The sequence below is a fragment of the Pseudoduganella violaceinigra DSM 15887 genome, assembly GCF_000425385.1.
Classification (GTDB): Bacteria; Pseudomonadota; Gammaproteobacteria; order Burkholderiales; family Burkholderiaceae_D; genus Rugamonas; species Rugamonas violaceinigra.
Map to the genome: position 1 here is coordinate 257,018 of NZ_AUDI01000001.1, position 21,392 is coordinate 278,409.

General features: G+C 64.4%; 23 protein-coding genes. 15 read left to right on the plus strand and 8 right to left on the minus strand.

Annotation, left to right across the window (positions count from 1 at the left end):
* Nucleotides 1-7 precede the first annotated feature (7 nt).
* Complete coding sequence (locus H597_RS0101240) at nt 8-238, plus strand: RNA-binding S4 domain-containing protein (protein WP_028100522.1); 231 nt, start codon at nt 8-10, stop codon at nt 236-238.
* A gap of 25 nt (nt 239-263) precedes the next feature.
* Nucleotides 264-551: a DUF883 family protein gene (locus H597_RS0101245; protein ID WP_028100523.1), complete on the plus strand. Its 288-nt coding sequence runs from the start codon at nt 264-266 to the stop codon at nt 549-551.
* Here H597_RS0101245 and bufB read toward each other — a convergent pair.
* The 8 genes from bufB to H597_RS0101285 form a co-directional block, all read right to left on the minus strand.
* Complete coding sequence (bufB, locus tag H597_RS0101250; RefSeq protein WP_028100524.1) at nt 531-2,132, minus strand: MNIO family bufferin maturase; 1,602 nt, start codon at nt 2,130-2,132, stop codon at nt 531-533. The two genes, H597_RS0101245 and bufB, sit on opposite strands and share 21 nt — an antisense overlap.
* Nucleotides 2,133-2,139: 7 nt before the next feature.
* Nucleotides 2,140-2,400 carry a BufA1 family periplasmic bufferin-type metallophore gene (locus tag H597_RS0101255; RefSeq protein ID WP_028100525.1) on the minus strand — a complete coding sequence of 87 codons (261 nt, stop codon included), beginning with the start codon at nt 2,398-2,400 and terminating at the stop codon, nt 2,140-2,142.
* 116 nt (nt 2,401-2,516) lie between these two features.
* Nucleotides 2,517-2,717: a YjfB family protein gene (locus H597_RS0101260; RefSeq protein WP_028100526.1), complete on the minus strand. Its 201-nt coding sequence runs from the start codon at nt 2,715-2,717 to the stop codon at nt 2,517-2,519.
* A 52-nt stretch (nt 2,718-2,769) separates the two neighbouring features.
* Complete coding sequence (gene mobB, locus H597_RS0101265; protein ID WP_028100527.1) at nt 2,770-3,291, minus strand: molybdopterin-guanine dinucleotide biosynthesis protein B; 522 nt, start codon at nt 3,289-3,291, stop codon at nt 2,770-2,772.
* Nucleotides 3,288-4,079 carry a general secretion pathway protein GspB gene (locus H597_RS0101270; protein WP_028100528.1) on the minus strand — a complete coding sequence of 264 codons (792 nt, stop codon included), beginning with the start codon at nt 4,077-4,079 and terminating at the stop codon, nt 3,288-3,290. Before H597_RS0101270 ends, mobB begins: the two co-directional genes overlap by 4 nt.
* A 1-nt stretch (nt 4,080) precedes the next feature.
* Nucleotides 4,081-5,715, minus strand: a complete 1,635-nt coding sequence (locus H597_RS0101275) for an ExeA family protein (RefSeq protein ID WP_028100529.1) — start codon at nt 5,713-5,715, stop codon at nt 4,081-4,083.
* A 9-nt stretch (nt 5,716-5,724) separates the two neighbouring features.
* Nucleotides 5,725-6,198 (minus strand): hypothetical protein, encoded by a 474-nt coding sequence (locus H597_RS0101280; RefSeq protein ID WP_028100530.1) that lies wholly within the window; start codon nt 6,196-6,198, stop codon nt 5,725-5,727.
* Nucleotides 6,199-6,201: 3 nt separating this feature from the next.
* Nucleotides 6,202-6,387 carry a hypothetical protein gene (locus H597_RS0101285; RefSeq protein WP_028100531.1) on the minus strand — a complete coding sequence of 62 codons (186 nt, stop codon included), beginning with the start codon at nt 6,385-6,387 and terminating at the stop codon, nt 6,202-6,204.
* A gap of 193 nt (nt 6,388-6,580) precedes the next feature.
* Here H597_RS0101285 and H597_RS0101290 point away from each other — a divergent pair, with 193 nt between their 5' ends.
* The 13 genes from H597_RS0101290 to H597_RS35585 all read left to right on the plus strand — a co-directional run bounded on the left by H597_RS0101290 (nt 6,581) and on the right by H597_RS35585 (nt 21,279).
* Nucleotides 6,581-7,948 carry a GIN domain-containing protein gene (locus H597_RS0101290; RefSeq protein WP_028100532.1) on the plus strand — a complete coding sequence of 456 codons (1,368 nt, stop codon included), beginning with the start codon at nt 6,581-6,583 and terminating at the stop codon, nt 7,946-7,948.
* A 273-nt stretch (nt 7,949-8,221) separates the two neighbouring features.
* Nucleotides 8,222-9,091, plus strand: a complete 870-nt coding sequence (locus H597_RS0101295; RefSeq protein ID WP_028100533.1) for a glucosamine kinase nucleotide-binding domain-containing protein — start codon at nt 8,222-8,224, stop codon at nt 9,089-9,091.
* A 60-nt stretch (nt 9,092-9,151) separates the two neighbouring features.
* Nucleotides 9,152-9,829, plus strand: coding sequence for a GntR family transcriptional regulator (locus tag H597_RS0101300; RefSeq protein WP_051293496.1), 678 nt, complete (start codon nt 9,152-9,154; stop codon nt 9,827-9,829).
* Nucleotides 9,826-10,938 carry an N-acetylglucosamine-6-phosphate deacetylase gene (gene nagA, locus H597_RS0101305; RefSeq protein ID WP_028100535.1) on the plus strand — a complete coding sequence of 371 codons (1,113 nt, stop codon included), beginning with the start codon at nt 9,826-9,828 and terminating at the stop codon, nt 10,936-10,938. The genes H597_RS0101300 and nagA overlap by 4 nt, the downstream gene beginning before the upstream one ends.
* Nucleotides 10,928-11,941: an SIS domain-containing protein gene (locus tag H597_RS0101310; RefSeq protein WP_035372843.1), complete on the plus strand. Its 1,014-nt coding sequence runs from the start codon at nt 10,928-10,930 to the stop codon at nt 11,939-11,941. Before nagA ends, H597_RS0101310 begins: the two co-directional genes overlap by 11 nt.
* Before the next feature lie 19 nt (nt 11,942-11,960).
* Nucleotides 11,961-13,232, plus strand: a complete 1,272-nt coding sequence (locus H597_RS29300; protein WP_035372844.1) for an ABC transporter substrate-binding protein — start codon at nt 11,961-11,963, stop codon at nt 13,230-13,232.
* On the plus strand, nt 13,229-14,068 hold the full coding sequence (locus tag H597_RS0101320) for a carbohydrate ABC transporter permease (protein ID WP_028100537.1): 840 nt from the start codon (nt 13,229-13,231) through the stop codon (nt 14,066-14,068). Before H597_RS29300 ends, H597_RS0101320 begins: the two co-directional genes overlap by 4 nt.
* Nucleotides 14,065-14,868, plus strand: coding sequence for a carbohydrate ABC transporter permease (locus H597_RS0101325; protein WP_028100538.1), 804 nt, complete (start codon nt 14,065-14,067; stop codon nt 14,866-14,868). The genes H597_RS0101320 and H597_RS0101325 overlap by 4 nt, the downstream gene beginning before the upstream one ends.
* Nucleotides 14,865-16,352, plus strand: coding sequence for a beta-N-acetylhexosaminidase (gene nagZ, locus H597_RS0101330; protein ID WP_028100539.1), 1,488 nt, complete (start codon nt 14,865-14,867; stop codon nt 16,350-16,352). The genes H597_RS0101325 and nagZ overlap by 4 nt, the downstream gene beginning before the upstream one ends.
* A gap of 9 nt (nt 16,353-16,361) precedes the next feature.
* The gene (locus H597_RS0101335) at nt 16,362-17,651 is read left to right on the plus strand and encodes an MFS transporter (RefSeq protein ID WP_028100540.1); all 1,290 of its coding nucleotides are present in this window, start codon (nt 16,362-16,364) and stop codon (nt 17,649-17,651) included.
* Between the two features lie 3 nt (nt 17,652-17,654).
* On the plus strand, nt 17,655-18,752 hold the full coding sequence (locus H597_RS0101340; protein ID WP_028100541.1) for an ABC transporter ATP-binding protein: 1,098 nt from the start codon (nt 17,655-17,657) through the stop codon (nt 18,750-18,752).
* A 95-nt stretch (nt 18,753-18,847) separates the two neighbouring features.
* Entirely contained in the window at nt 18,848-20,140 is a 1,293-nt protein-coding gene (locus H597_RS0101345; RefSeq protein WP_028100542.1) for a tetratricopeptide repeat protein, read from the plus strand.
* A gap of 146 nt (nt 20,141-20,286) precedes the next feature.
* Nucleotides 20,287-21,279 carry a PoNe immunity protein domain-containing protein gene (locus H597_RS35585; protein ID WP_051293440.1) on the plus strand — a complete coding sequence of 331 codons (993 nt, stop codon included), beginning with the start codon at nt 20,287-20,289 and terminating at the stop codon, nt 21,277-21,279.
* Nucleotides 21,280-21,392: the final 113 nt, after the last annotated feature.

The window sequence follows — 21,392 nt, forward strand, 5'->3', positions numbered from 1 at the left end:
GATTAAAATGCAGAAAGTAGATTTCGAATTGACAGGCGAGTACATCGAGCTGAACCAGCTCCTGAAGGTGGTTGGCCTATGCGACAGCGGCGGCGCCGGCAAGCAGATCGTGGCGAGCGGCGATGTCAAGGTCGACGGCAAACAGGAGTTGCGCAAAACGGCGAAGATCCGGGCGGGCCAGAAGGTGCGCCTGGGCGATGTGCAGATCGACGTCCATGCCGAGGGCAGCGCGGCCTGATTGAATACGCGCGGAGGGTAGTTCCATGGATGGCCCCGAAGAGAAGCAAGTGCAGAGCCAGGAGCAACTGATCGGTGACCTGCGCCAGGTCATCGAGAACGCCGAGGAGCTGCTCAAGAATACCGATCATTACACCAGCGTGCTGTACCAGTCGGCACGCGCCAAGCTCGCGCAGGCCTTGCTGGCGGCGAATGAGGAGCTTGAGCGTTGCGAGGATGCGCAGCTGCTGCGCATGATCGAGGCTACCCACCGCGCCAACATGCTGCACCGGGATGTGTCCGGCGAGGCGAGATTAATGCGGGCGTTTGATTAGAATTTGCTGCTGCAGCCATTGCTGCAGGCTGGCGGCAACGTTGAAGTGCTCATCCAGCGCGAATGCGGCGTCCAGGGCGGCGCCGAGCGGTTTTCCTTCCTGAAGTGTTTTCAGCGCGATGTAGTCCGGCGCCTGCAGTGGCGTGACTTGTGCCGTCCACTGCGGGCGGCTGAGCAGCGCGCGGCTGGGTTCGTTCATTTTTTCCGGGAAGGGCGCGCCCTGGTGGGCCAGCCAGAGGGGCGCCACGGCCCATTCCGACTCGAACAGCTGGGCGGTTGCCTGCCAGGCGAAGCTTTGTGCTTCCACAGTTTGCGGATCGATGTCTTGCGCTTGCAGGGCGTCTTTTTGCACGGCGTAGTGGATGCGGTGCAGCTGCCATTCAAGGCGTGCCATGTCCGGCAGATAGGGGAGATCCTGGACGTGCTCGAACTGGCGCAGGAAGGGCTCGAAATGCGCGCCGAAACGGTTCAGGTCGCCGCTTTCCGATGGGTGGGCTCGGCCGTATTCACGCGCCAGGGCCGCGAAGAATTCGGCCCCAAGCAATTGCGCGATGACGGGATAGGCGGCGGCCAGGGCTTTGTTCCAGGTTGAGGTCAGGTTGCCGCGGTACAGGGCGAAGCGCTCGCTGTGCTTGAGCGGCAATGCGGCTTCCGCGCACGGTGAGAACAAGGCATCGGAGAAGGCTTGCTGCTGTACGGCCAGCGCCTTGCTGTCATGCACAAAATGTCCCCCATCGTTCCTGACCCCAGGGGGGACTTTTTTTGCTTGGGGGAAGGTTGCGGCGATGGCGGCGGCTTTCTCGGCTTCGCCCAGCAGGACTTCGAGTGGCGGGATGTCGGTGTCCCATTCGATCAGCGTGGGGACGGCGCCAAAACGCTTCAGCGCGGCTTCATAGAGGTGCCAGACCGGGTCGGCGACCAGCGCGCCGTGGTGGTCGACGACGGCGTTCGGCGTGACGAGGTGGCCGGCCAGGTGGATTTCGCCGACCGTGCCTAGGGCGATCGCATTTATCGCGGCCAATGCGTCTTCTTCGTGGTTGCATTGGTTGACGTAGAGGTTGTTTACGTCCAGCAGCAGGCCGCAGCCGGTGCGGCGTGCGAGGGTTGCCAGAAATTCCGCTTCGCTCATGGCGTCGTCGGCAAATCGCACGAAGCTGGAGACGTTTTCCAGCAGGATGCTGCGCCCCAGGGTTTCCTGCATGCGCCCTACCCGCTCTTCCAGCAGGTCGAGCGCGGCGTGGTTCAGCGCCAGCGGCAGCAGGTCATTCAGGTGGCGGTCGAAGACGGCTCCCCAGCATAGGTGCTCGGAGACCAGTGCCGGTTCGATACGCCGCACCAGACTGGCAACGCGCGCCAGGTGGTCGACGCTGAAGCCGCGCGCGGAGCCCAGGCCAAGTCCGACGCCGTGCAGGCTGATCGCATAGTCGCGCCGCAGCTCCTGCAGTACGTGGAAGTCGCCGCCCGCCTGGTCCAGGTAGTTTTCGGTGTGGACTTCGAGCCAGGCGGCGCGCGGCCGCTGTTCGAGGAACTGGCGGTAGTGCGGTGCCCGCAATCCTATGCCGGCACCGGCGAGCGGCTTCATTGATTACTTATTTCGCTGGTGCGGTGGTCTTGCCGCCGGCCTTTTCGCAGGTGCCCTTGGCAACGAATTTCCATTCGCTGGCCATATTGTCGGATTGGGCCTGGTTGGAGCAGCCGTGGGTGCCGGTGGCGCAGTCGTTCTGGCCGGCCTTGGCGACGCCGTAGCATTTTTCTTTTTCAGTTGGATTGCCCTGGGCCGAGGCAACGGTGCTGGTGGCGGCGCAGACGGTGGCCAGGGCGGCGGCGATCAGGGCTTGACGGTTGTTCATGCAGTAGCTCCTCAATGTGGTTCGGGTGTGCGATTAGAACACAAAAAAACCCGCAGGCACCGATTACCGGTGCGGCGGGTTCTTGCGAACTGCGCGGCGCGCTGAAGCGCGGGCGTTCAGGCGGTGGTATTGATGTTCTGGCCCAGGTGCGATGGCAGGTTGGCGGCTGCTGGCGCTGGCGGGATCGCTTCGATCAGGGCCTGGGCGCTGGAAGCTTGCACGTCTTGTGCTTTTTTCAAGACGGCGTAGCCGATTTCGTTACGATTATTCGTATCCGCGATCGTCGTTGCTGCTTTTGCAATGCTTACTGCATCCATGTGATTCTCCCATTGGTACCTATCCTGATTAACGGTGCGGTTGCTGGGAACTTTAGGCTTGGCGCGGAATTTTTTTGATCAGCCAGGCCAGCACTGTGTCGGGACGGTTGAGGTCAAGCCATTGCAGGCGGGGTGGCAGGCCGTGCGGGGCGGGCTGGTCGGAGGCGACGGCAACGATGCTGTGGTCATCCAGATAACGGGGCGGCTGGCCGGCGATGGCGCGGTAGACTTCCAGCTTGTCGATCTGCCAGGCGTGGAAGCCTTCGACCAGGGTCAGATCGGCGGGCTGCAGCCGCGCCAGCTGTTCGTCGGCGCCCGGTTCTTCCGCGCCACGCAGTTCGTGGATGATGGCGAAGCGGTATGGCGATGCGATCATCACTTCCGCCGCGCCGGCTTGCCGGAAGCGGGCGCTGTCCTTCCTGGGCGGTTCGAGTTCGAAGTCGTGGTGGCTATGTTTGATAACGTTGACTTTCCAGCCACGCACAGCAAGTTCGCTCACCAGGTATTCCAGCAGCGTGGTCTTGCCGCTGCCAGAAGGGCCGGTGACGCCGAGGACGTTTTGCTGGCCGCTCATAGCGCCACGCGGTAACGGTAGCCGCGGAAGCTGAAGATGGCCTGCTTGGGCTGCAGTTTATCGAGGACCAGGCCGGGGGCGACTTCTTCCCCTTCCCGGCGCAGGACCTTGTCGATCAGCAGCAGGCGGTCGGCGGGGTTTTTCGAGTACATATAGCCGCCCAGCGTGATTTGGGGGATGGCACGCTGGATCGGCTCCGGAAGATCGCGCAGGGATTGCACCAGTTCTTCCACTGGCGCCGGCGCGGCGGCTGCGCTGTCCGCCGCGCGGGGCGCTACGCCCGCAGGTTTCGCGGCCGGCTGTTGCTGCGCTTCGGCGATTTGCGATGCCGGTTTCTCTTGCATAGCTGGCACTGGCGGCTGGCGGACGGTTTGCGGTGCCGCCGCCTGGCTGACGGCCGCAGGCGGCGGAGCAACAGGCCGTGGCGCGGGAAGCTGCCCGACCGGTGCGGCGGAAGGCGGCGCGCCAACCGCGGCGGCCACCGGCGCGGCGGCGGGAGCAACAGCTGCGGCGGGAACGGCAGCTGGCGCCGCTGCGGCTGCAGCCGCTTGATCGGTGGCGGCGACTGCTGGCGCCTGGCTGGCGGCCTGCTGCTGGCGCACCAGCATGGTCGCCAGTCCGCCGATCACCGCAACCATCAGCGCCATCGACACCATGACCAGCGTACGCTTGCTGCCCGCGCCTTGCGCCACCGGGGCACTGGCCAGGGTGGGGGCGTGAATGGTGGGCGTGCTGCCGATCTGGCGTTCGGCCTGCGCTTTTTTCAGTGCTTCGAGAATATAGGACATATTATTTCCCCGCCTCGGCCAGCAGGCGCGGTTCGGTTTCATTGCCCGGCTGCGCCAGGCGGATGAAGGTTTTCGGACCCGCCACGCCGTCGGCTTTCAAGCCTTGCACGGCCTGGTATTCCCGCAGGTAGCGCAAGGTTTCGCCGGCCAGCGGCTGGTTTTCGCGCGGTTTCTTGACGCCGTTCACCTGGGCCAGACGGCGCGCAAGCCAATCCACGTCGGGGCCTTTGTCGCCTTCCTTCACTTCGTCGCGCCATGCGCGGGGAGCGCGCCAGAAGGTGGTGAAGCTGCCGTCAAAGCGGCCATCCAGCGCCTCCAGCGACACGGTTTCCGTACCGCGCACGCCAACCAGGGTGGCATTGCTGTTATCGAGAGCCGCCAGCACGACGTTGCGCGGCAGGGTTTGGCCGTCGCGCAGCTTGATGATCACGGGCCGGTTAAGCTTGCGGATTTCATCCAGGCCGCCTTTGGTCTGCAGGCAGCGCAGGTTGCGCCGGGCGGCTTCGGCACAGCCCTCGCCTTCCACCAGGACCACATCCCATTTTGCCGCCAGCAGGCCAAGTGCCGATTCCATCGTCAGCCAGGTCGGCATGGTGGATGGCTGCGCAGCTTCGGTCGCCGGGACAGTGGCGCCCTGCGATGCGGCGGCAACCGGGGCCGCATCCAGCGCGTGCCGGGCGGAAGCGGATGGCGCGGCGGCCGCGGCCTTCTGCGCTGCCGGGGCGATGGGCGACGGCATCATTTGCCAGGCGGCGGCAGCGGTCAGCGCCGCGCCGGCCAGCACGCCGGCAGCGGCAAGGCGCCATGGGCGGGCACGGGCGGGGGCGCTCTCCCCTTCGAACACTTCTTCCGCCGCGCGCTGCAGGATTTTTGCGTTGACCTGCGCGCTGTTTTCGACATAAGCGCCCAGCAGCGCGCGGTCGCACAGGAGGTTGATGCGGCGCGGTACGCCCTTGCTTAACTGGTGAATCCGGCGCAGCAGTCTGCGCGGGAACAGCTCCACCGCCCCGGCGCCAGCCACCGCCAGCCGGTGCCGGATGTAGCTGCCCACTTCCGCGTCGGACAAGGGGCCCAGGTGGTAGCGGGCGATCACCCGCTGCGCCAGCTGTTCGAGCTCGGGCCGCGCCAGCATCTGGCGCAGCTCCGGCTGGCCGATCAGGATAATCTGCAGCAGCTTGCGTTCGCTGGTTTCGAGGTTGGTCAGCAGGCGCAGTTGTTCCAGCACATCCGCCGACAGGTTCTGCGCTTCGTCGATGACCAGCACATTGTTCAGGCCCGCCGCGTGCGACTCGAGCAGGTAGGTGTTGACCGCGTCGACATAGGACTTGACGCTGCTGCCTTCCGGCGCCACGCCGAATTCGTCGCACACCGACTGCAGCAGTTCTTCCACCGTCAGCTTGGGATTGAAGATGTAGGCCAGGCGGCAATTGGGCGGGATCTGCTCCATGAAGCAGCGGCACACCGTGGTCTTGCCGGCACCGATCTCGCCGGTCAGCAGCACGAAGCCGCCGCCGCTGCCGATGCCGTACAGCAGGTGCGCCAGGGCCTCCCGGTGCCGTTCGCTCATGAACAGGTAGCGCGGGTCGGGGGCGATGGAAAAGGGCAGCTGTTTTAAGTTGAAATATTGCGTGTACATGGTCGGCGCTTAACGCAGCGCTGGCGGCAAGCGTTTGAATTTGGCGCAGTATATCTTGGCGCGCGTGTTGAAGTAGACGATGCGGCTGCCCGCCTTGGATTCGCGCACCGGATAGCGCGAAGTTTCGATTTTCGCATACGCCAGCCCATCCTGGCGCAGGATGGCCTGTTCCAGCTGCTCCGGCGTGGTATCGGCGACCGCGCCGACGAAGCGGTAAGGATAGCTTTCGTCGCTGACGATCACCTCCAGCACGGGAACGCCCCACAGGATGGCGTCATTGGTGCGGAACCAGTAGGCCCCGCCCTCGCGCTTGTAGGGCTGCCCGAAATACTGGCTGAGGTAGTCGAAATAATAACGGTTGGAGGTCTGGTCGCGGCACAATAGGCCATTGCCGAGCACATCGCCGAAATGGGAAGGCGGCGCGGCCTGCGCCAGGGAACAGGCGGCCAGCACGCCAGCGGCGAGGATACGCAGTCCCGGCATCGCCTACAGCTTCTGGAACCAGGCGCGGTTGGCGCTGATCTTGGCCTTGGCGGAGGGTGGCAATGCTTCGTAGCAGCCAGGATATTGCTTCAGGGAACCCTCGCGGACTTCCTTCTGCAAACCGTTGATCAGGAACACGTATACCGTTCCACCCTCGTCGGTCTTTTTAGTTCCCAAGTACTTGATCATAAGTGTCTCCCCTGACGAGCATTATGACATTTCAAGGGGAAACCACAACTTTTTGCCCGCTAGCTTGTGCATTTCAGCCTCGAAAAAATGCAGTTGGTTCCCCGTTTTTGCGCGTCTGTCTTTTTCCGGCCCTGCCGCGGCCCCGGTTCGCTTATCGTTCCAGCATCACCAACCCTGGACAGCCCCAGACAATATGAACAAGCTGATCACCTACGGCGCCGCGCTTTCCCTGATTGCTCTGGGCGTCTCCGCCCTGCAGGCCAGCCCACCGGAACGCGACAAGCCGGCCGACCTCACCCCGTCGCGCGAAACGCGCCCGGTGACGGCGTTCGCCCGCATTGAGATCGACGGCCCGTATAAGGTGCTGGTTGACGCGCAGGGCACCGCCCCGGCGATTGAAGTCAGCGGCCCCAAACGCCAGCTGGAGCAGCTGGAAACCGTGGTCCAGGGCGATACCCTGCATGTGCGGCCGCTGCACCGCAACCATTGGGTCTTCAGTTTCGGCAAGCAGCGCGAGGGGGTGATCGTGAAGATCAGCACCAGCGGCTTGCAGGCCCTCAGCATGAACGGCAGCGGCGATGTCGAACTGGAGCACGTCGACAGCAAGGAGCTGAAGCTGATTTCCACCGGGCCCGGCGACCTGAGCGTGTCCGGCAGCGCCACCGAGCTGACCGTCAAGTCCAGCGGCAGCGGCGAAATGCGCCTGCACCGCATGCGCGCCACCAATGTCAACCTGGTGATGAGTGGCCCTGGCGACGTGAGCGCACCGGCCATCAGCGGCGACCTGAATGCGGTCCTGTCCGGCTCAGGCGACCTGGAGGCGGGCGATGTGCGGGCCAACAAGGTCAACGCCTCGCTGAGCGGCCCCGGTTCGGTGGAACTGCGCGGCAGCAGCCGCGAGATCCGCGCTGAAGTCTCCGGTTCGGGCGACCTGGAAGCCTGCGGCATGCAGGTGGAAAACGTGACCGCCATGCTGAACGGCCCCGGCGGCGCCTGCCTGAGCGGCTCGATCAAGAAGTTCGACGCCGAAGTGCACGGTTCCGGCGACCTGGAAGCGCGCGGCCTGCAGACGCAGAATACTCGGGTCAGCTTGAGCGGTCCCGGCAACATGAACCTGTCCGGCAGCAGCGAAACCCTGAGCGCCGATGTCAGCGGTTCCGGCGACCTCGATGCCAAGCAGCTGAAGGTGGCGAAAGCCATCACGCGCAGCAAAGGCCCGGGCAGCGTCTACCTGAGCAAGGTGAGCGACTCGCTGGATGCGGAAGTGCGCGGTTCGGGCGACCTGCAGGCCGAACCCGAATGCAAGGAGGTGAAGGTGAGCATGAGCGGCCCCGGCGGCGTGCAGCTGCGCGGCTGGACCGGCACCTTGAGCGCCAGCGTGAACGGTCCCGGCAGCCTGGATGCGCGCGACATGCTGGCCAAGCAGGCCGAAGTCAATGTGGGCGGTCCCGGCAATGCCACCGTCAACGTACAAGGCAAGGTGGCCGCGCAAGGGCAGCAACTGAATTCCGACAAGCAGCGTGTGGTGACGATCGACCGTCGCGGCGCCCACACCGAATGATTGACGACATCGCTGCCGACGCCTGGGGCGCCGGCAGCGATTAGCTGTGTTCCTCCTGCCCGGCGTAACCCGCCGGGCTTTTTTTTCATTTTGGTCAGCAGTCCATACCAAAATGCATACCATTTCCCCATGCCAGCATAGTCATAATAATCAACCACTTACGGCAATGTTGCGCGGCATCCCTACGATCAAAAACAATACCAGTTAAATACCTGTTGACAAGCTGGTGTGCTCCTCATATAGTCGCCACAGTTCTTTTCATCCCTTGAAAAAATGATCGAATTCCTGATTGGCGTCGATGGCGGCGGCAGCGGCACCCGCGTACGGTTGGCGCGCCCCGATGGGCAGTTGCTGGGCGAAGGCCAGGCCGGTCCGTCCGGCCTGCTGCACGGTATCCAACCTGCCTGGGCCGCGGTCGAGGAAGCCATTGGCCGCGCCTTCGCAGCGGCCGGCGTGGCGCAGCCGGCGCGCGGGCACATCGCGATCGGCCTCGGGCTGGCCGGCGTGCACAATAAACAGTGGGCCGGCAACTTCGTCGCCGCCAATCCCGGCTTTGCCGCGGTGGCGCTGGAAACCGATGCCTTCACGACGGTGCTGGGCGCCCATGAAGGCCGCGCCGGCGCCATCATCGCGCTGGGCACGGGCAGCGTGGGCGAAATCCTGCATGCCGACGGCTCCCGCCACGAAGTAGGCGGCTGGGGCTTCCCGGCCGGCGACGAGGCGGGCGGCGCATGGATCGGCATGAAAGCCATCAACCATGTGCAGCAGGCGATGGATGGCCGCGTGGCCGGCAGCGCCTTTGCCGATGCCGTGGCCGACGCCTGCGGCGGGGGACGCGACCGCATCCAGGTCTGGCTGGCGAACGCCACGCAAACCGCCTACGCCCAGCTGGCGCGCATCGTCCTGCAATACGCCGACAGCGACGCCACCGCACACGCCATCCTGCAAGAAGCCGGCCGGCAAGTGGCTTTGATTGCGCATGGCCTGGACCCGAGCGGCACCCTGCCGATCGCCTTATGCGGCGGGCTCGCCGAGCCTCTGCGCGCCTACCTGCCGCCGGCCCTGCTGCAGCGGATTGTTCCACCCCAGGGCGATTCCGCCGCGGGTGGCCTGCGCCTGATCCAACAACACTTGAAGGAGTAGCCCGTGCTATCCCAGTTGAGCGATTTCCGGCCCGACGCCGACAGCGACACCCCTCTGTATATGCAGTTGGCGAACAAGCTGTCCGACGGCATTGCCAGCGGGGACTGGCGCGCCAATGAAGCGCTGCCTTCCGAACGCGTGCTGTCGGAAATGCTCACGATCTCGCGGGTGACGGCGCGCAAGGCCATCGACATGCTGTGCGCGCGCGGCATGCTGACGCGCCGCCGCGGCTCCGGCACCTATATCACGCCGAAGCTGGAGCAGCCGCTGTCGCGCCTGACCAGTTTCTCGGAAGAGCTGCGCCAGCGCGGCTTTACCGCCGGTTCGCGCTGGCTGCAGCGCGAAATCGGCGTGGCGGCGCCGCTGGAACTGCTGTCGCTCGGCCTGTCGCCGAATATGCCGGTGGCGCGTCTGAAGCGCCTGCGCACCGCCGACGACGTGGTGATGGCGATCGAGACCTCCACCATCCCCGCCATGTATATGCCCGACCCGGGCACCGTGCACGGCTCGCTGTACGGCTACCTGGAAGCCAACGGCAATGTGCCGACGCGCGCCCTGCAGCACATCCGCGCCATCAATGCCAATGCCGAGCAGGCCCGCCTGGCGAATATCGCGCCCGGCACCGCCATGCTGCACATCACGCGCGTGAGCTACCTGGAAACCGGCGCGGCGGTGGAACTGACCCACTCCTACTGCCGGAGTGACTATTATGAATTCGTAGCGGAGTCGCGCCGATGAACGAGGCAATCAAGGGCAATATCCTGACACCGTCCGGCTGGCTGAACGGAACGATTTCCTTCGGCGAGCGGATCGCCGGCATCGCAGGCGCCAGCGCCGATCCGGGCGCCAACGCCGACGACTATATCCTGCCCGGTTTCATCGACCTGCATGTGCATGGCGGCGCCGGCAAGGACGTGATGGAAGGCGGCGGCGCGGTGCATGCGATTGCCGCCATCCACGCGCGCCACGGCACCACGTCGATGCTGGCCACCACCATGACCGCCCCGCCGGAAGACATCGACCTGGCGCTGACCGCGATCGGCAAAGCGGTGCGCCAGCGCGGCAAGGGCGAGGCGCGCGTCTTGGGCGCCCACCTGGAAGGCCCCTACATCAACAGCGGCAAACTGGGCGCGCAGCCGAATTTCGCGCGCGCCGCCACCATTGAAGAAGTACACCGCCTGGAAAAGCTGGCGCCGATGCGCGTGATCACGGTCGCGCCCGAAATCTCCGGCCACCTGGAGCTGGTGCGCGACCTGGCCGACCACGGCGTGCGGGTGCAGATCGGCCACACCTTGGGCTCCTACGAGGAAGGCGTGGCGGCGCTGGACCATGGCGCCAGCGGTTTCACCCATTTGTTCAACGCCATGAGCGGCCTGCACCACCGCGAGCCAGGCATGGTGGGCGCCGCGCTGGCGCACGCCGAATTCGCCGAGCTGATTCCCGACCTGCTGCACGTTCATCCGGGCGCGATCAAGGGCGCGCTGCGCGCCATCCCGCGCCTGTATTGCGTCACCGATTCCACGGCCGCCACCGGCATGCCGGACGGCGAATACATGCTGGGCCGCCACATCGTCCACAAATGCATGGGCGGCGTGCGCCTGCCCGACGGTACGCTGGCCGGTTCCACGCTGACGCTGGACCAGGCCTTGCGCAACCTGGTCGGGCTGGGCCTGAGCCTGGCCGACGCCTCCAAACGAGTTTCCACCAATGCGGCCGACTATCTCGGCCTGCAGGAACGCGGCCGCCTTGAGCGCGGCGCGTACGCCGACCTGGTCGTGATGGACCGGGACCTGAAACTGAAAGCCGTTTATATCGAAGGAGAACGTTGTGACCTCAATGATGCTTAAAGAAGCCCTGTCCGCCGCCGACTGCGTGCAACAGCAGTTGGCGAACGACGCCGACCGCTACGCGGAACTGGGCCGAAAACTGAGGAGCACACCGTTCAACTCCGCGCTGACCGTGGCGCGCGGCAGCTCGGACCACGCCTGCAACTACATCGCCTACCTGATCATGTCGCGCCTGGGCCGCGTGGTCGCCTCGCTGCCGATGTCGCTGGTGACGCTGCACAAATCGCCGCTGATCACGCGCGACACGCTGGTGGTGTCGGTCTCGCAGTCGGGCCAGAGCCCGGACGTGGTCGAACCGATCCGCTATTTCCGCGACGGCGGCGCCACCACCGTGGCCCTGGTCAACGATGCCGACTCGCCGCTGGCGCACAGCGCCGAATGGGCGATGCCGCTGCGCGCGGGCAAAGAGCAAAGCGTGGCCGCCACCAAGAGCTTCATCACCTCCCTGGTCGCCGGCGCGCGGCTGGTGGCCCACTGGCAGAACGATCCCGAACTGCTGGAAGGCCTGGCCGCCCTGCCGGAAGCGCTGCGCACCGCCTGCAATGTGGACTGGTCGCCGGCGATCGAAGTGCTGGCGCCGGCCCGCAACATCATGGTGGTGGGACGCGGCATCAGCTTCCCCGTGGCGCTGGAAGCTTCGCTGAAATTCAAGGAAACCTCGGCGCTGCAGGCGGAAGCCTTCTCCGGCGCGGAAATCAAGCACGGCCCGATGGCGCTGATCGAAGAAGGCTATCCGCTGCTGATCTTCGCGACGCGCGGCCCGACCCAGGCCGGCCTGCTGGCGTTGGCGGAAGAGATGCGCGGCCGCGGCGCGCGCGTCCTGCTGGCGGCGCCCGAAGACGTGGCCGAGCGCGACCTGACCTTGCCGGTCGCCGCCACGCCGGACCTCGACCCGATCGTGGCAATCCAGGCCTTCTACGTGATGGCGGCCAAGCTGTCCGCAGCGCGCGGACTGGATCCGGACCGCCCGCGCCACCTGAACAAAGTCACCAAGACCCACTGATCCCCGCGCGCGGCCATCGATGAAGAACAGTCTACTGCTTGCTGCATTGATGGCCTGGGCCGGCGCCGCGCTTGCAGCGCCGGCGCAGAAGATCGAGTTCTGGACCTTCAGCATGAAGCCGCGCTTCACGCCCTACTTCGAAGACGTGGTGAAACGCTATGAAGCCGCCAATCCCGGCGTAAAGCTCGAATGGGTCGACTTCCCCTGGGACATCATCCAAACCAAGCTGGTGACGCGCATCGTGGCCGGCAAGCCGCCGGCGCTGGTCAACCTGAATGTCCCCTGGGCCGAGGAATTCGCGCGCGACGGCTTGCTGACGCCGGTCGACGCCATGCTGGGCGACGAACGCGCGCGCTACCTGCCGAGCGCACTGCTAGACCTGACCTTCGCCAGCAAGACCTACGGCTTCCCTATGTACAGCAATGTCGCGGTGATCGCATACAACCGCGACATATTCCGGGCCGCCGGCATCGAGCGCGCACCGCGCACCTTCGACGAACAATTGGCGTACGCGCGCCAGATCGCCCTGCGCACGGGCAAGGCGGGCCTCTGCCCCGCCCTATCGAAAATCGACGGCCTGATGCTGCAGCAAGGCTTGCCGGTGCTGTCCGGCGGCCGCGCCGTGTTTAACTCGCCCGCCCACGTGGCGCTCATACGCAAGCTGGCCGATACCTACCGCGCCGGTGGGCTATTGAAGGATGGCCTATTCGCCGAAGATAACTTCCCTCCGGCCGTGGAAGCCTACAAGAGCGGGCGCCTTGGCATGCTGTTGGCGCCACCGACAGCGCTGAAGCGCATCCAGGCCGACGCCCGCGATGTGTACGCGCTCACCGAAGTGGCTCCCGCACCGCTGGGGCCGACCGGGATCGCGGACGGTGGATGGCTGATCCACTTCGGGGTGCCGGCGCGCGTGCCTGCAGCCGAATTACCGGGCATTGGCAAGTTTGCACGCTTCCTCACCAGCGACGCCAACCAGCTGGAATTTGCGCGCCAGGCCAGCGTATTCCCCGCTTCCGCGCAGGCGGCCAACGATCCATTCTTCACCGCCGTACCGCCGCATGCCGGCGCGGCAGAACAAGCTGTTGCAGCAGGCGCAGTATCGATGCCCCACTCGCGCACCATGTACGTGGCCGGCGTGGAAGACTACGACGAACTGCGCCGCGCGCTGGTTAAAGCCGTGGAAGCGGGCGTCACCGGCCGCCAGGACATCCAGCAGGCACTGGACGCTGCCGTAGCGATCTGGAACCGCAAATTAAAGCCGGGCGTTCTCCATGCAAGGGTGGCGCCGTGAACCGCTCGGTGGCGGCCTGGCTGTTCCTTGCGCCGGCGCTGGCGCTGCTGGCGGTTTTCGCGTTCTGGCCTGTGCTGTTTGGATCGGCCCTGGCTTTTACCGATTTCTCCCTGGTGCGGCCCTTGCATTGGGTCGGCTTCGATAATTTCCGCTACATCTTCAATAACGAGATGTTCGTGACCGGGCTGAAAAATTCGCTGGTCTTCCTGCTGATCGTGCCCTGCGTGCAGCTTGGGGCCATTGCGCTGGCGGTGCTGGTCAATCACCAGCTGCCAGGAATCAGCTTGTTCCGTGCCGCGTATTATGTGCCGGTGGTGACGACTGTTTCCGTGGTCGGCATCATGTGGGGCTTCATGTTCCACGAACAGGGGGCCCTGAATTACATCCTGGGCACCCACATCGGCTGGCTGCAGGACGATAGCTTTGCACTTGCCGCCATCATGTTCGTGACGCTGTGGCGCGGGCTTGGCTGGTATATGGTGATGTATCTGGCAGCGCTGCAATCGGTGCCGCAGGAGATGCAGGAGGCGGCGATCCTCGACGGCGCCAGCCGCTGGCAGCGTTTCTGGCACATCACCGTGCCCATGCTGCGCCCAACGATCATGGTGTGCACCATCTTGTCCGTACTGGGCGCTTTGAAGGCTTACCAGGAAGTGGATGTGCTGACGCAGGGCGGCCCGATGAATTCCACGTTCACGGCCCTGTATTACGCCTACGACCAGGGCCTGAAACACCTGAAGCTGCCGCGCGCGCTGGCTGCCAGCTTTGTGGTTTCCTTGATCTGCATCGGCATCGCCCTGCTTTGCCTGCGCTACCTGAAGCCGAAGCACCGATGAAGAAGGCCGTCCACTACCTGCTGCTGGCGGCCATCGCGCTGCTGTGCATCTTTCCCTTCTGGTGGACGCTGGTGACGGCGCTCTCCACCGAGGGCAATATCTTCGCCTTCCCGCCCACATTCTGGCCAAAACAGCCTTCGCTGGAGAATTTCGCGGAAGTGTTCCGCGTTATCCCGATCTGGTCCTTCCTAAAGAACTCGATCCTGATCACGCTGATTACCGTGTTCTGGAAGCTGGTGCTGTGCTCCATGGCGGCCTATCCCCTGGCGCGCCTGCATTTCAAGGGCCGGAGGCTGGTCTTTGGCCTGATTGTTGCGACCATGGTGCTGCCGTCCGAAGTCAACTTCCTGGTCAACTTCATCACGGTGACGGAATTGAGCCTGGTCGATACCTATTCTGGTGTGATTCTGCCGAACGTGGTGAACGCCGTGGCCATCCTGCTGCTGAAGCAGGCGTTCGAAGAGGTACCGCAGGACCTGGTCGATGCCGCCCGTGTCGACGGCGCTTCCGAGTGGGTCATCTTCAGCAGGATCATGCTGCCGCTGATTGCGCCCTGGCTCGCCACCGTCGGCATCCTGACGGCCGTCGAGGCATGGAATGAATACATCTGGCCGTCGATCGTCATGAGCAAGCCGGACGAATTCCCGCTGTCGGTGGGCGTGCTGTATTTGCGCGGCACCTTCGGCAGCAGCACCCGCGTGATCGCGGCGGGCACTATCATCACCATCGTGCCGACTTTGGCGGCCTTCCTTTTTACCCAACGTTATTTCATGCGCGGCATGGACGGAGCAGTTAAATGAGCACACAAAAACTACGAAAAATCGCGGGACAACTGATCATGATCCGCTTCCCCGGCACGGTACTGGAGCAGGCGACCGCCGATTTCATCCGCGCAAACGGCATCCGCGGCGTTTGCCTGTTCCGCGGGAACATGAGCGACTCCGCCCAGCTGGCCAAGCTGACCGCCGACCTGCGCGAGGCGATGGGGCCGAATTCCCTGATCGCCATCGACCAGGAAGGCGGCGCCGTGGTGCGTTCGACCTGGGTGCCGGCGCCGCCCGCCGCCATGGGCTTGGGCGCAGCCGACGATACCGACCTGGCCTACCGCACCGGCGCCGCCGTGGCGCGCGCTGCGAAGTCGCTGGGCTTCAACTGGAACTTCGCGCCGGTGCTGGACTTGAACAACAATCCACACAATCCGGTGATCGCCGAGCGCTCCTTCGGCGCGGAACCGACGCGCGCGGTGGAGCTGGCGATGGCGTGGATGGCCGGCAGCCATGCCGAAGGCGTGGCCTGCTGCGTGAAGCACTTCCCCGGCCACGGCGACACGCACGTCGACTCGCACCGCGACCTGCCGACCGTCGACAAGGCCCTGCCCGAGCTGGATGAACTGGAACTGGCGCCCTTCCGCGCCGCCGCGCCGGTGGCGCCAGCCATGATGACGGCCCACATCGTCTACCCGGCCATCGATCCCGACAATCCGGCCACCATGTCGCCCGCCATCCTGGACGGCATCTTGCGCAAGCAGTGGAACTACCAGGGTGTCATCATCACCGACGGCATGGACATGCATGCCATCGCCGGCCGCTATGGCGTGGGCAATGCCGCCGTGCGCGCACTGCTGGCCGGCGCCGACATGGTGATGGCGCTCGGGACCACCGAAACCCAGGAGGAAACCCTTGACGCCATCGCCGCCGCCCTGGCCGATGGCTCTCTGTCGCAAGCTGCCGTCGACGAACGCCTGGCCCGCCTGAACGCGCTGGCGCAGGCTTACCCTTGCCAGCAGCGCTCCTACAAAGAGGACGCCGCCGACCGCGTCATCATGGCGGAGGGCTGGCGCCGCGCCCTGACCGCGCGCGGCAATCCGCAGCGCCCGGCGCCGGGCAGCAAGCTGCGCCTCGTCGTGCGTCAGGACGTCGTGAGCGACGGCGTCTCGGAAGCGGGCGTGCCGGCGGCCAGCGTGGCCGCCTCGCTGGGCAAGCTGTTCGACGTGGAGCTGGTCACCTTCGCCGATGCCAACAACTTCGACTGGTCGTCACTGCCGCAGGATGGCCGCTTTACCGTGCTGGCCTCGACCTCGCGCCTGCGCTACGGCGACAACGCCCGCAACAACTGGACGCCGGACCTGCACCTGGCGCTGTGGAATCCCTACCAGGCGCTGGACATCCAGTCCCCGGCCCTGATGACCTACGGCTTCGCAGCGCCAGCGCTGGAAGCCATCAACGCCTGGCTGTCGGGCGAACTGGAAGCCACCGGCCGCTGCCCGGTTCCCGGCTTCGCATAAGGAGACAAGATGGACGCTGCACGCCAAAACCCGCTGAAGTGGATTCCCACGCTGTACCTGGCGCAGGGCCTGCCCTACTTCGCCATCGCCCTCGTCTTCGGCCAGATGATGAAGAGCATGAACATGTCGAACGCGGAAATCAGCCACTGGCTGGCCTTCCTCGGCGGCGCCTGGATTTTCAAACCCTTGTGGAGTCCCTTCCTGGAGCTGGCGCCCAGCAAGAAGCTGGTCGTGGTCAGCTTGCAGCTGTTCGGCGGCGTGTGCCTTGGACTGGTGGCACTGGCACTGCAATTCCCATTCTGGCTCAGCGCCAGCATTGGCGTGCTGTTCCTGGTGTCGATCGCTTCGGCGACGCACGACATTTCCTGCGATGGCCTGTACATCGCCAGCTTGGACAAGAAGGCGCAAGCGCAGTACGCCGGCTGGACCGGCACCTTCTTCAACGCCGGGCGCTTCCTGGCGCAGGGCGGTCTGCTGATGCTGGCCGGCTACCTGGAAAAGACCCAAGGTGTCACTTCCGCCTGGACCGTCATCTTCGGCATCCTGGGCCTGACCATGTGCGCACTGGGCGCGTATAACTTCTGGGCCTTGCCGCTCAGTCCCAATGCGCGCAAGGATGACCACACCGTCGCCGGCGTGGCACGCACACTGCTGGAAGTGATCGGCGACTACTTCCGCAAGCCCGGCATCCTGGTCTCGATCCTGTTCATCATCCTGTTCCGCGCCGGCGAAGCCCAGGTGCAGACCATCGGCCCGCTGTTCCTGCGCGAAGCGCGCGAAGCCGGCGGCCTTGGCCTGAGCACCGCCGAAGTGGGTGCCGTCTATGGCACCAGCGGCACCATCGCCTTCATCATCGGCTCCATCGCCGGCGGCTACTTCACCTCCTGGCTAAGCCTGCGCCGCGCGATGCTGTTCCTGATCCTGGCAGTGAACCTGCCCAACCTGGTGTTCTATTACCTGTCGCACGCACTGCCGACCGACCTGACCTTGATCGGCATCGCCCTGAGCGTGGAAATGTTCGGCTACGGCTTCGGCTTCGTCGGCGTGATCCTGTACATGATGCAGGTGGTGGCGCCGGGTAAATACACGACCGCGCACTACGCCTTCTCGACCGGGGTGATGCAGGGCGGCTTCGTGCTGTTCCGCTGGATCAGCGGCGACATCCAGATGGCGCTGGGCTACAAGAACTTCTTCCTTTGGGTGCTGGTTGCCGCGATTCCGGTCACCATCCTGTCGCAGTTCATCCCGATGGAATCGCGCGAAAAAAGCGAAGCCGAAGCCGTGCCCGAGGCAGCCTGATTCATGGCGTCTGTCTCGCTGCGCAATATCGCCAAGCGCTATGGCGACAACGCCCCGGTGATCCAGGGCATCGATCTCGAGATCGCGGACGGTGAATTCACCGTCTTCGTCGGCCCCTCCGGCTGCGGCAAATCGACCCTGCTGCGCATGATCGCCGGGCTGGAGGACATCAGCGGCGGCGAACTGCATATCGGCGGCCGGCTTGCCAACAGCGTGCCGCCGGCCCAGCGCGGGCTGGCCATGGTGTTCCAGTCCTACGCGCTGTATCCGCACATGACAGTGTACGAGAACATGGCTTTCGGCCTGAAGCTGGCGGGCACGCCGGCGGCCGAGCTGCGGGCTGCGGTGGAGCGCGCCGCCGCCACGCTGCAGATCGGCCACCTGCTCGAGCGCAAGCCGAAGGAACTGTCCGGAGGCCAGCGCCAGCGGGTTGCCATCGGCCGCGCCATCGTGCGCAAACCGCAGCTGTTCCTGTTCGACGAACCGCTGTCGAACCTGGATGCCGGCCTGCGCGTACAGATGCGCCTCGAGATCGGCCGCCTGCACAAGGAACTGGGCACCACCACCATTTATGTGACCCACGACCAGGTGGAGGCCATGACGCTGGGCCAGCGCATTGTCGTGTTCAATGGCGGAAAAGTTGAGCAGGCCGGCACGCCGCAGGAGCTGTACAACGCCCCGGCCAACCTGTTCGTGGCCGGCTTCCTCGGCGCGCCGCGCATGAACTTCATCCCCGCCGAAGTGATCGCGCTGGGCGCCACCCATGTGGCGGTGCTGCTGCCCGGCGGGTCCATCGTCGAGGTGGCCGCCTTGCCCGGCGCGGCCGAGCGCGGCACGCACGTCACCCTCGGCGTGCGTCCTGAACACCTGCAAATGCGCGAAGAGGCTTACAATGCGGCCGCTGTCGCGGTCAGCCATGTCGAATATTTGGGCGACCAGTCAATTATTTACGCCAATTTGCCCGGCATGGCCGAGGCGCTGGCAGTGAAATTGACGCAGGATGCAGCGGTCCCGGCGCCAGGCGCGCCGGCCACGCTGTTCATCCCGCCTGAACGTTGCATGCTGTTTGGCGCCAATGGCGCGGCCTTCGGCAAGCCGTGAGAATTCGTTACAATTGACCACTTCAGAAAACCGGTCCCATGGCGAAATTATGGGAGAATAGACGTTTGCACCAATCAGAAGAAGGATCACATACTATGACCCAATACCGTTTCGCACGTATCGGCCTGCTGCTTGCGGCTATCGGCCTGAGCGCCGTACCAGCGCTGGTCCAGACCGCGTACGCGCAAGACAAGGCTGCCACCGATGCAAAACAGGAGACCGTACGCAAGGACATGGCGAAACTGCTGGACGGCAAAGTCCTCGGCCCGCTGCTGGAAGCCAAAAAGTACAGCGAAGCGACCGCCATGCTGGACCAGGCTGACGCCATGCCGGACAAGTCCAGCTACGAACAGTATTTCATCAACCGTATGCGCGTGGCCGTGGCCCTGGGCATGGGTGACCGTCCGAAGCTGATCTCCATGCTCGAAGCAGTCATCGCATCCGGCCGCCTGGAAAAAGACGAAAAGACCAAATTCACCCAAGCGCTGGCGGCCTCCTACCAGGAAGAGAAGAACTGGCCTAAAGCCATCGAGAGCCTGCAGAAGTACGGTGAACTGTCGGGCGACCCGAAAGTGCCGCGCCAGATCATGCTGATCCGCTTCGAATCGGGCGACTACAAAGGCGTACAGGCCGACCTGCTGAAGCAACTGGACGAAAGCATCAAGGCCAACAAGCCGATGACCCGCGAGGACTTGCACATGCTGGCCGACGCATCGAACCGGCTGAAAGATAAGAACAGCTACCTGGTCGCGCTGGAAGGCCTGGTGCGCTGGCATCCGCTGGACCGCTACTGGTCGGACATGCTGTACCGCACCCGCGGCAAGGAAAACTATTCCACCCGCTTCTCGGCCGACATCGTCCGCCTGCAGAAAGTGGCGACCACCAAGATGGATGAACAGGACTACGTCGAGCTGGCCGAAGTGGACCAGCTGGAAGGCCAGTTCATCGAAGGCAAGGCCGTACTCGATGCCGGCATCGCCAACGGCGCCGTGACCCTGAACGCCAAGACCAAGAAGCTGAAGGCCGACCTGGACCGCCAGGCCGCCGACGACGTGAAGAACATCGCGTCCAGCGAAGCGTCCGCGCGCAAGGCCAAGAACGGCACCGGCCTGGTGAACCTGGGTTACGCATTCGTGACCATGGGCCAGTATGACAAGGGCATTCCACTGATCCAGGAAGGCATCGCCAAAGGCGGCCTGAAAAACGCCGAAGACGCCAAGCTGCGCCTGGGCTACTCCTACGCGATGGCCGGCAAGAAGGAAGAAGCCATCAAGATCCTGGAAACCGTGCAAGGCGCCGACGGCCGCGCCGACCTGGCACGCTACTGGATCCTGTGGGTCAACCGCCCATACGCGCCGACTGCCGGCAGCGACGATAAGCAGGGCTGATAAAGCCTTTACAACAAGCGGAAATGGTTTGCGAGCCTTCCCGCTTTTTTTTGCCGCCTACCCCCGATTCAATTGAATCACTCTTGCAGAAGCCTGATTTCTAAGTTGTAATGGCGATCCACTTAGTTACCGAAAGAGCAAGGCCTGTGCACGACGTCCTGCAAGAGGAAGCCTTTAACAAGGCCCTCCGCGAACCACTCCTGAAGTACTCCGTCTATGGCGAGAATTTCTCGGACCAGGTGGGGACTTTCGAGCATGTGCGTGAACGCCTTGAACAGGCGCCGGAAAAGGTCGCGGAAATTCCGCTGTATAACCTGATGAACGCCACGCAGCATACGGCGACCGGCGCCACTGCCTACCTGGCCAACTGCTACAGCGCAGGGCACGGCATCGGCGAACTGCAGGCCTTCTACGAACGCGCCATGGAGTATTGGGAGACTTACGCCCATTACAACCAGGCCTATAACGACAGCAATGAGCGCGAGGCGTCCTGGCCGCACATCGCGCTGGCCAGTCCGGACTACCACCACGCGCTGGCGATGGTATGTTTCGGCCTGCTGCTCGGCAAACAGGACAGCCTGCACCGCCTCGTGCCGTTGATCGATTACCGCAATGAAAAGCGTGATGCGCTGGTGGAGCGCCTGCTTAGCTGCTGCGTCGACGGCCGCGCCCCGGACACCAGCGTGTGCCGCCGCAATCTGCCTTATGCGAATTCGCTTCCTGTGTTTACTGCGCTGCCGGAAGAGCGGCCAGCGCTGATGGCGCAGTACCTGGAAGCGTGGTACGAGGCAAGCCGCCGTGAAGATTATTACGACCGGCACGAGACGGGTTACCAGTTCGTCGGCTACTGGTCGTGGGAAGCCGCCGCCATTACCCTGGTGCTGGGCATCGACGATTCGAGCTATCGCGACATGCCCTACTACCCGAAAGATATGGCCGATTTCGCGCGGCAGGCCAATGCCGGCAAAATGCCGGTCTACACAGCTCCAGCCATCGTAGCCAGCGACGAGCCCCCTCTCCCCGCCAGCGCCAGCGCCAGCGAAGTTGCCCCCAGCAGCGCAGACCAGGCACTGGAAGGCATGCATACTTTCTTTTCCACGGTCGCCCAGCTTCTTGGGAAGCTGCGCGTACTGCCTTAGGCACGCCGGCCGACTTCACCAGCCTTCAAGCCAGAAAAACATCCGTCATGCAGGCCTAAATCACGGGAACAGGCCGCCTCAACAAGTAACTTTCAAATTGAAAGTATAGCGAT

Excerpts from the sequence above, each read along its gene's own strand:
- H597_RS0101310 (WP_035372843.1), top strand. The coding sequence starts at position 10,928 with ATGATGCTTAAAGAAGCCCTGTCCGCCGCCGACTGCGTGCAACAGCAG.
- H597_RS0101345 (WP_028100542.1), top strand. The coding sequence starts at position 18,848 with ATGACCCAATACCGTTTCGCACGTATCGGCCTGCTGCTTGCGGCTATC.
- H597_RS0101240 (WP_028100522.1), top strand. The coding sequence starts at position 8 with ATGCAGAAAGTAGATTTCGAATTGACAGGCGAGTACATCGAGCTGAAC.
- H597_RS0101285 (WP_028100531.1), bottom strand. The coding sequence starts at position 6,387 with ATGATCAAGTACTTGGGAACTAAAAAGACCGACGAGGGTGGAACGGTA.
- H597_RS0101280 (WP_028100530.1), bottom strand. The coding sequence starts at position 6,198 with ATGCCGGGACTGCGTATCCTCGCCGCTGGCGTGCTGGCCGCCTGTTCC.
- H597_RS0101245 (WP_028100523.1), top strand. The coding sequence starts at position 264 with ATGGATGGCCCCGAAGAGAAGCAAGTGCAGAGCCAGGAGCAACTGATC.
- H597_RS29300 (WP_035372844.1), top strand. The coding sequence starts at position 11,961 with ATGAAGAACAGTCTACTGCTTGCTGCATTGATGGCCTGGGCCGGCGCC.
- H597_RS0101255 (WP_028100525.1), bottom strand. The coding sequence starts at position 2,400 with ATGAACAACCGTCAAGCCCTGATCGCCGCCGCCCTGGCCACCGTCTGC.
- H597_RS0101290 (WP_028100532.1), top strand. The coding sequence starts at position 6,581 with ATGAACAAGCTGATCACCTACGGCGCCGCGCTTTCCCTGATTGCTCTG.
- H597_RS0101295 (WP_028100533.1), top strand. The coding sequence starts at position 8,222 with ATGATCGAATTCCTGATTGGCGTCGATGGCGGCGGCAGCGGCACCCGC.
- mobB (WP_028100527.1), bottom strand. The coding sequence starts at position 3,291 with ATGAGCGGCCAGCAAAACGTCCTCGGCGTCACCGGCCCTTCTGGCAGC.
- H597_RS0101325 (WP_028100538.1), top strand. The coding sequence starts at position 14,065 with ATGAAGAAGGCCGTCCACTACCTGCTGCTGGCGGCCATCGCGCTGCTG.
- bufB (WP_028100524.1), bottom strand. The coding sequence starts at position 2,132 with ATGAAGCCGCTCGCCGGTGCCGGCATAGGATTGCGGGCACCGCACTAC.
- nagA (WP_028100535.1), top strand. The coding sequence starts at position 9,826 with ATGAACGAGGCAATCAAGGGCAATATCCTGACACCGTCCGGCTGGCTG.
- H597_RS0101260 (WP_028100526.1), bottom strand. The coding sequence starts at position 2,717 with ATGGATGCAGTAAGCATTGCAAAAGCAGCAACGACGATCGCGGATACG.
- H597_RS0101340 (WP_028100541.1), top strand. The coding sequence starts at position 17,655 with ATGGCGTCTGTCTCGCTGCGCAATATCGCCAAGCGCTATGGCGACAAC.
- H597_RS0101270 (WP_028100528.1), bottom strand. The coding sequence starts at position 4,079 with ATGTCCTATATTCTCGAAGCACTGAAAAAAGCGCAGGCCGAACGCCAG.
- H597_RS0101275 (WP_028100529.1), bottom strand. The coding sequence starts at position 5,715 with ATGTACACGCAATATTTCAACTTAAAACAGCTGCCCTTTTCCATCGCC.
- H597_RS0101335 (WP_028100540.1), top strand. The coding sequence starts at position 16,362 with ATGGACGCTGCACGCCAAAACCCGCTGAAGTGGATTCCCACGCTGTAC.
- nagZ (WP_028100539.1), top strand. The coding sequence starts at position 14,865 with ATGAGCACACAAAAACTACGAAAAATCGCGGGACAACTGATCATGATC.
- H597_RS0101300 (WP_051293496.1), top strand. The coding sequence starts at position 9,152 with ATGCAGTTGGCGAACAAGCTGTCCGACGGCATTGCCAGCGGGGACTGG.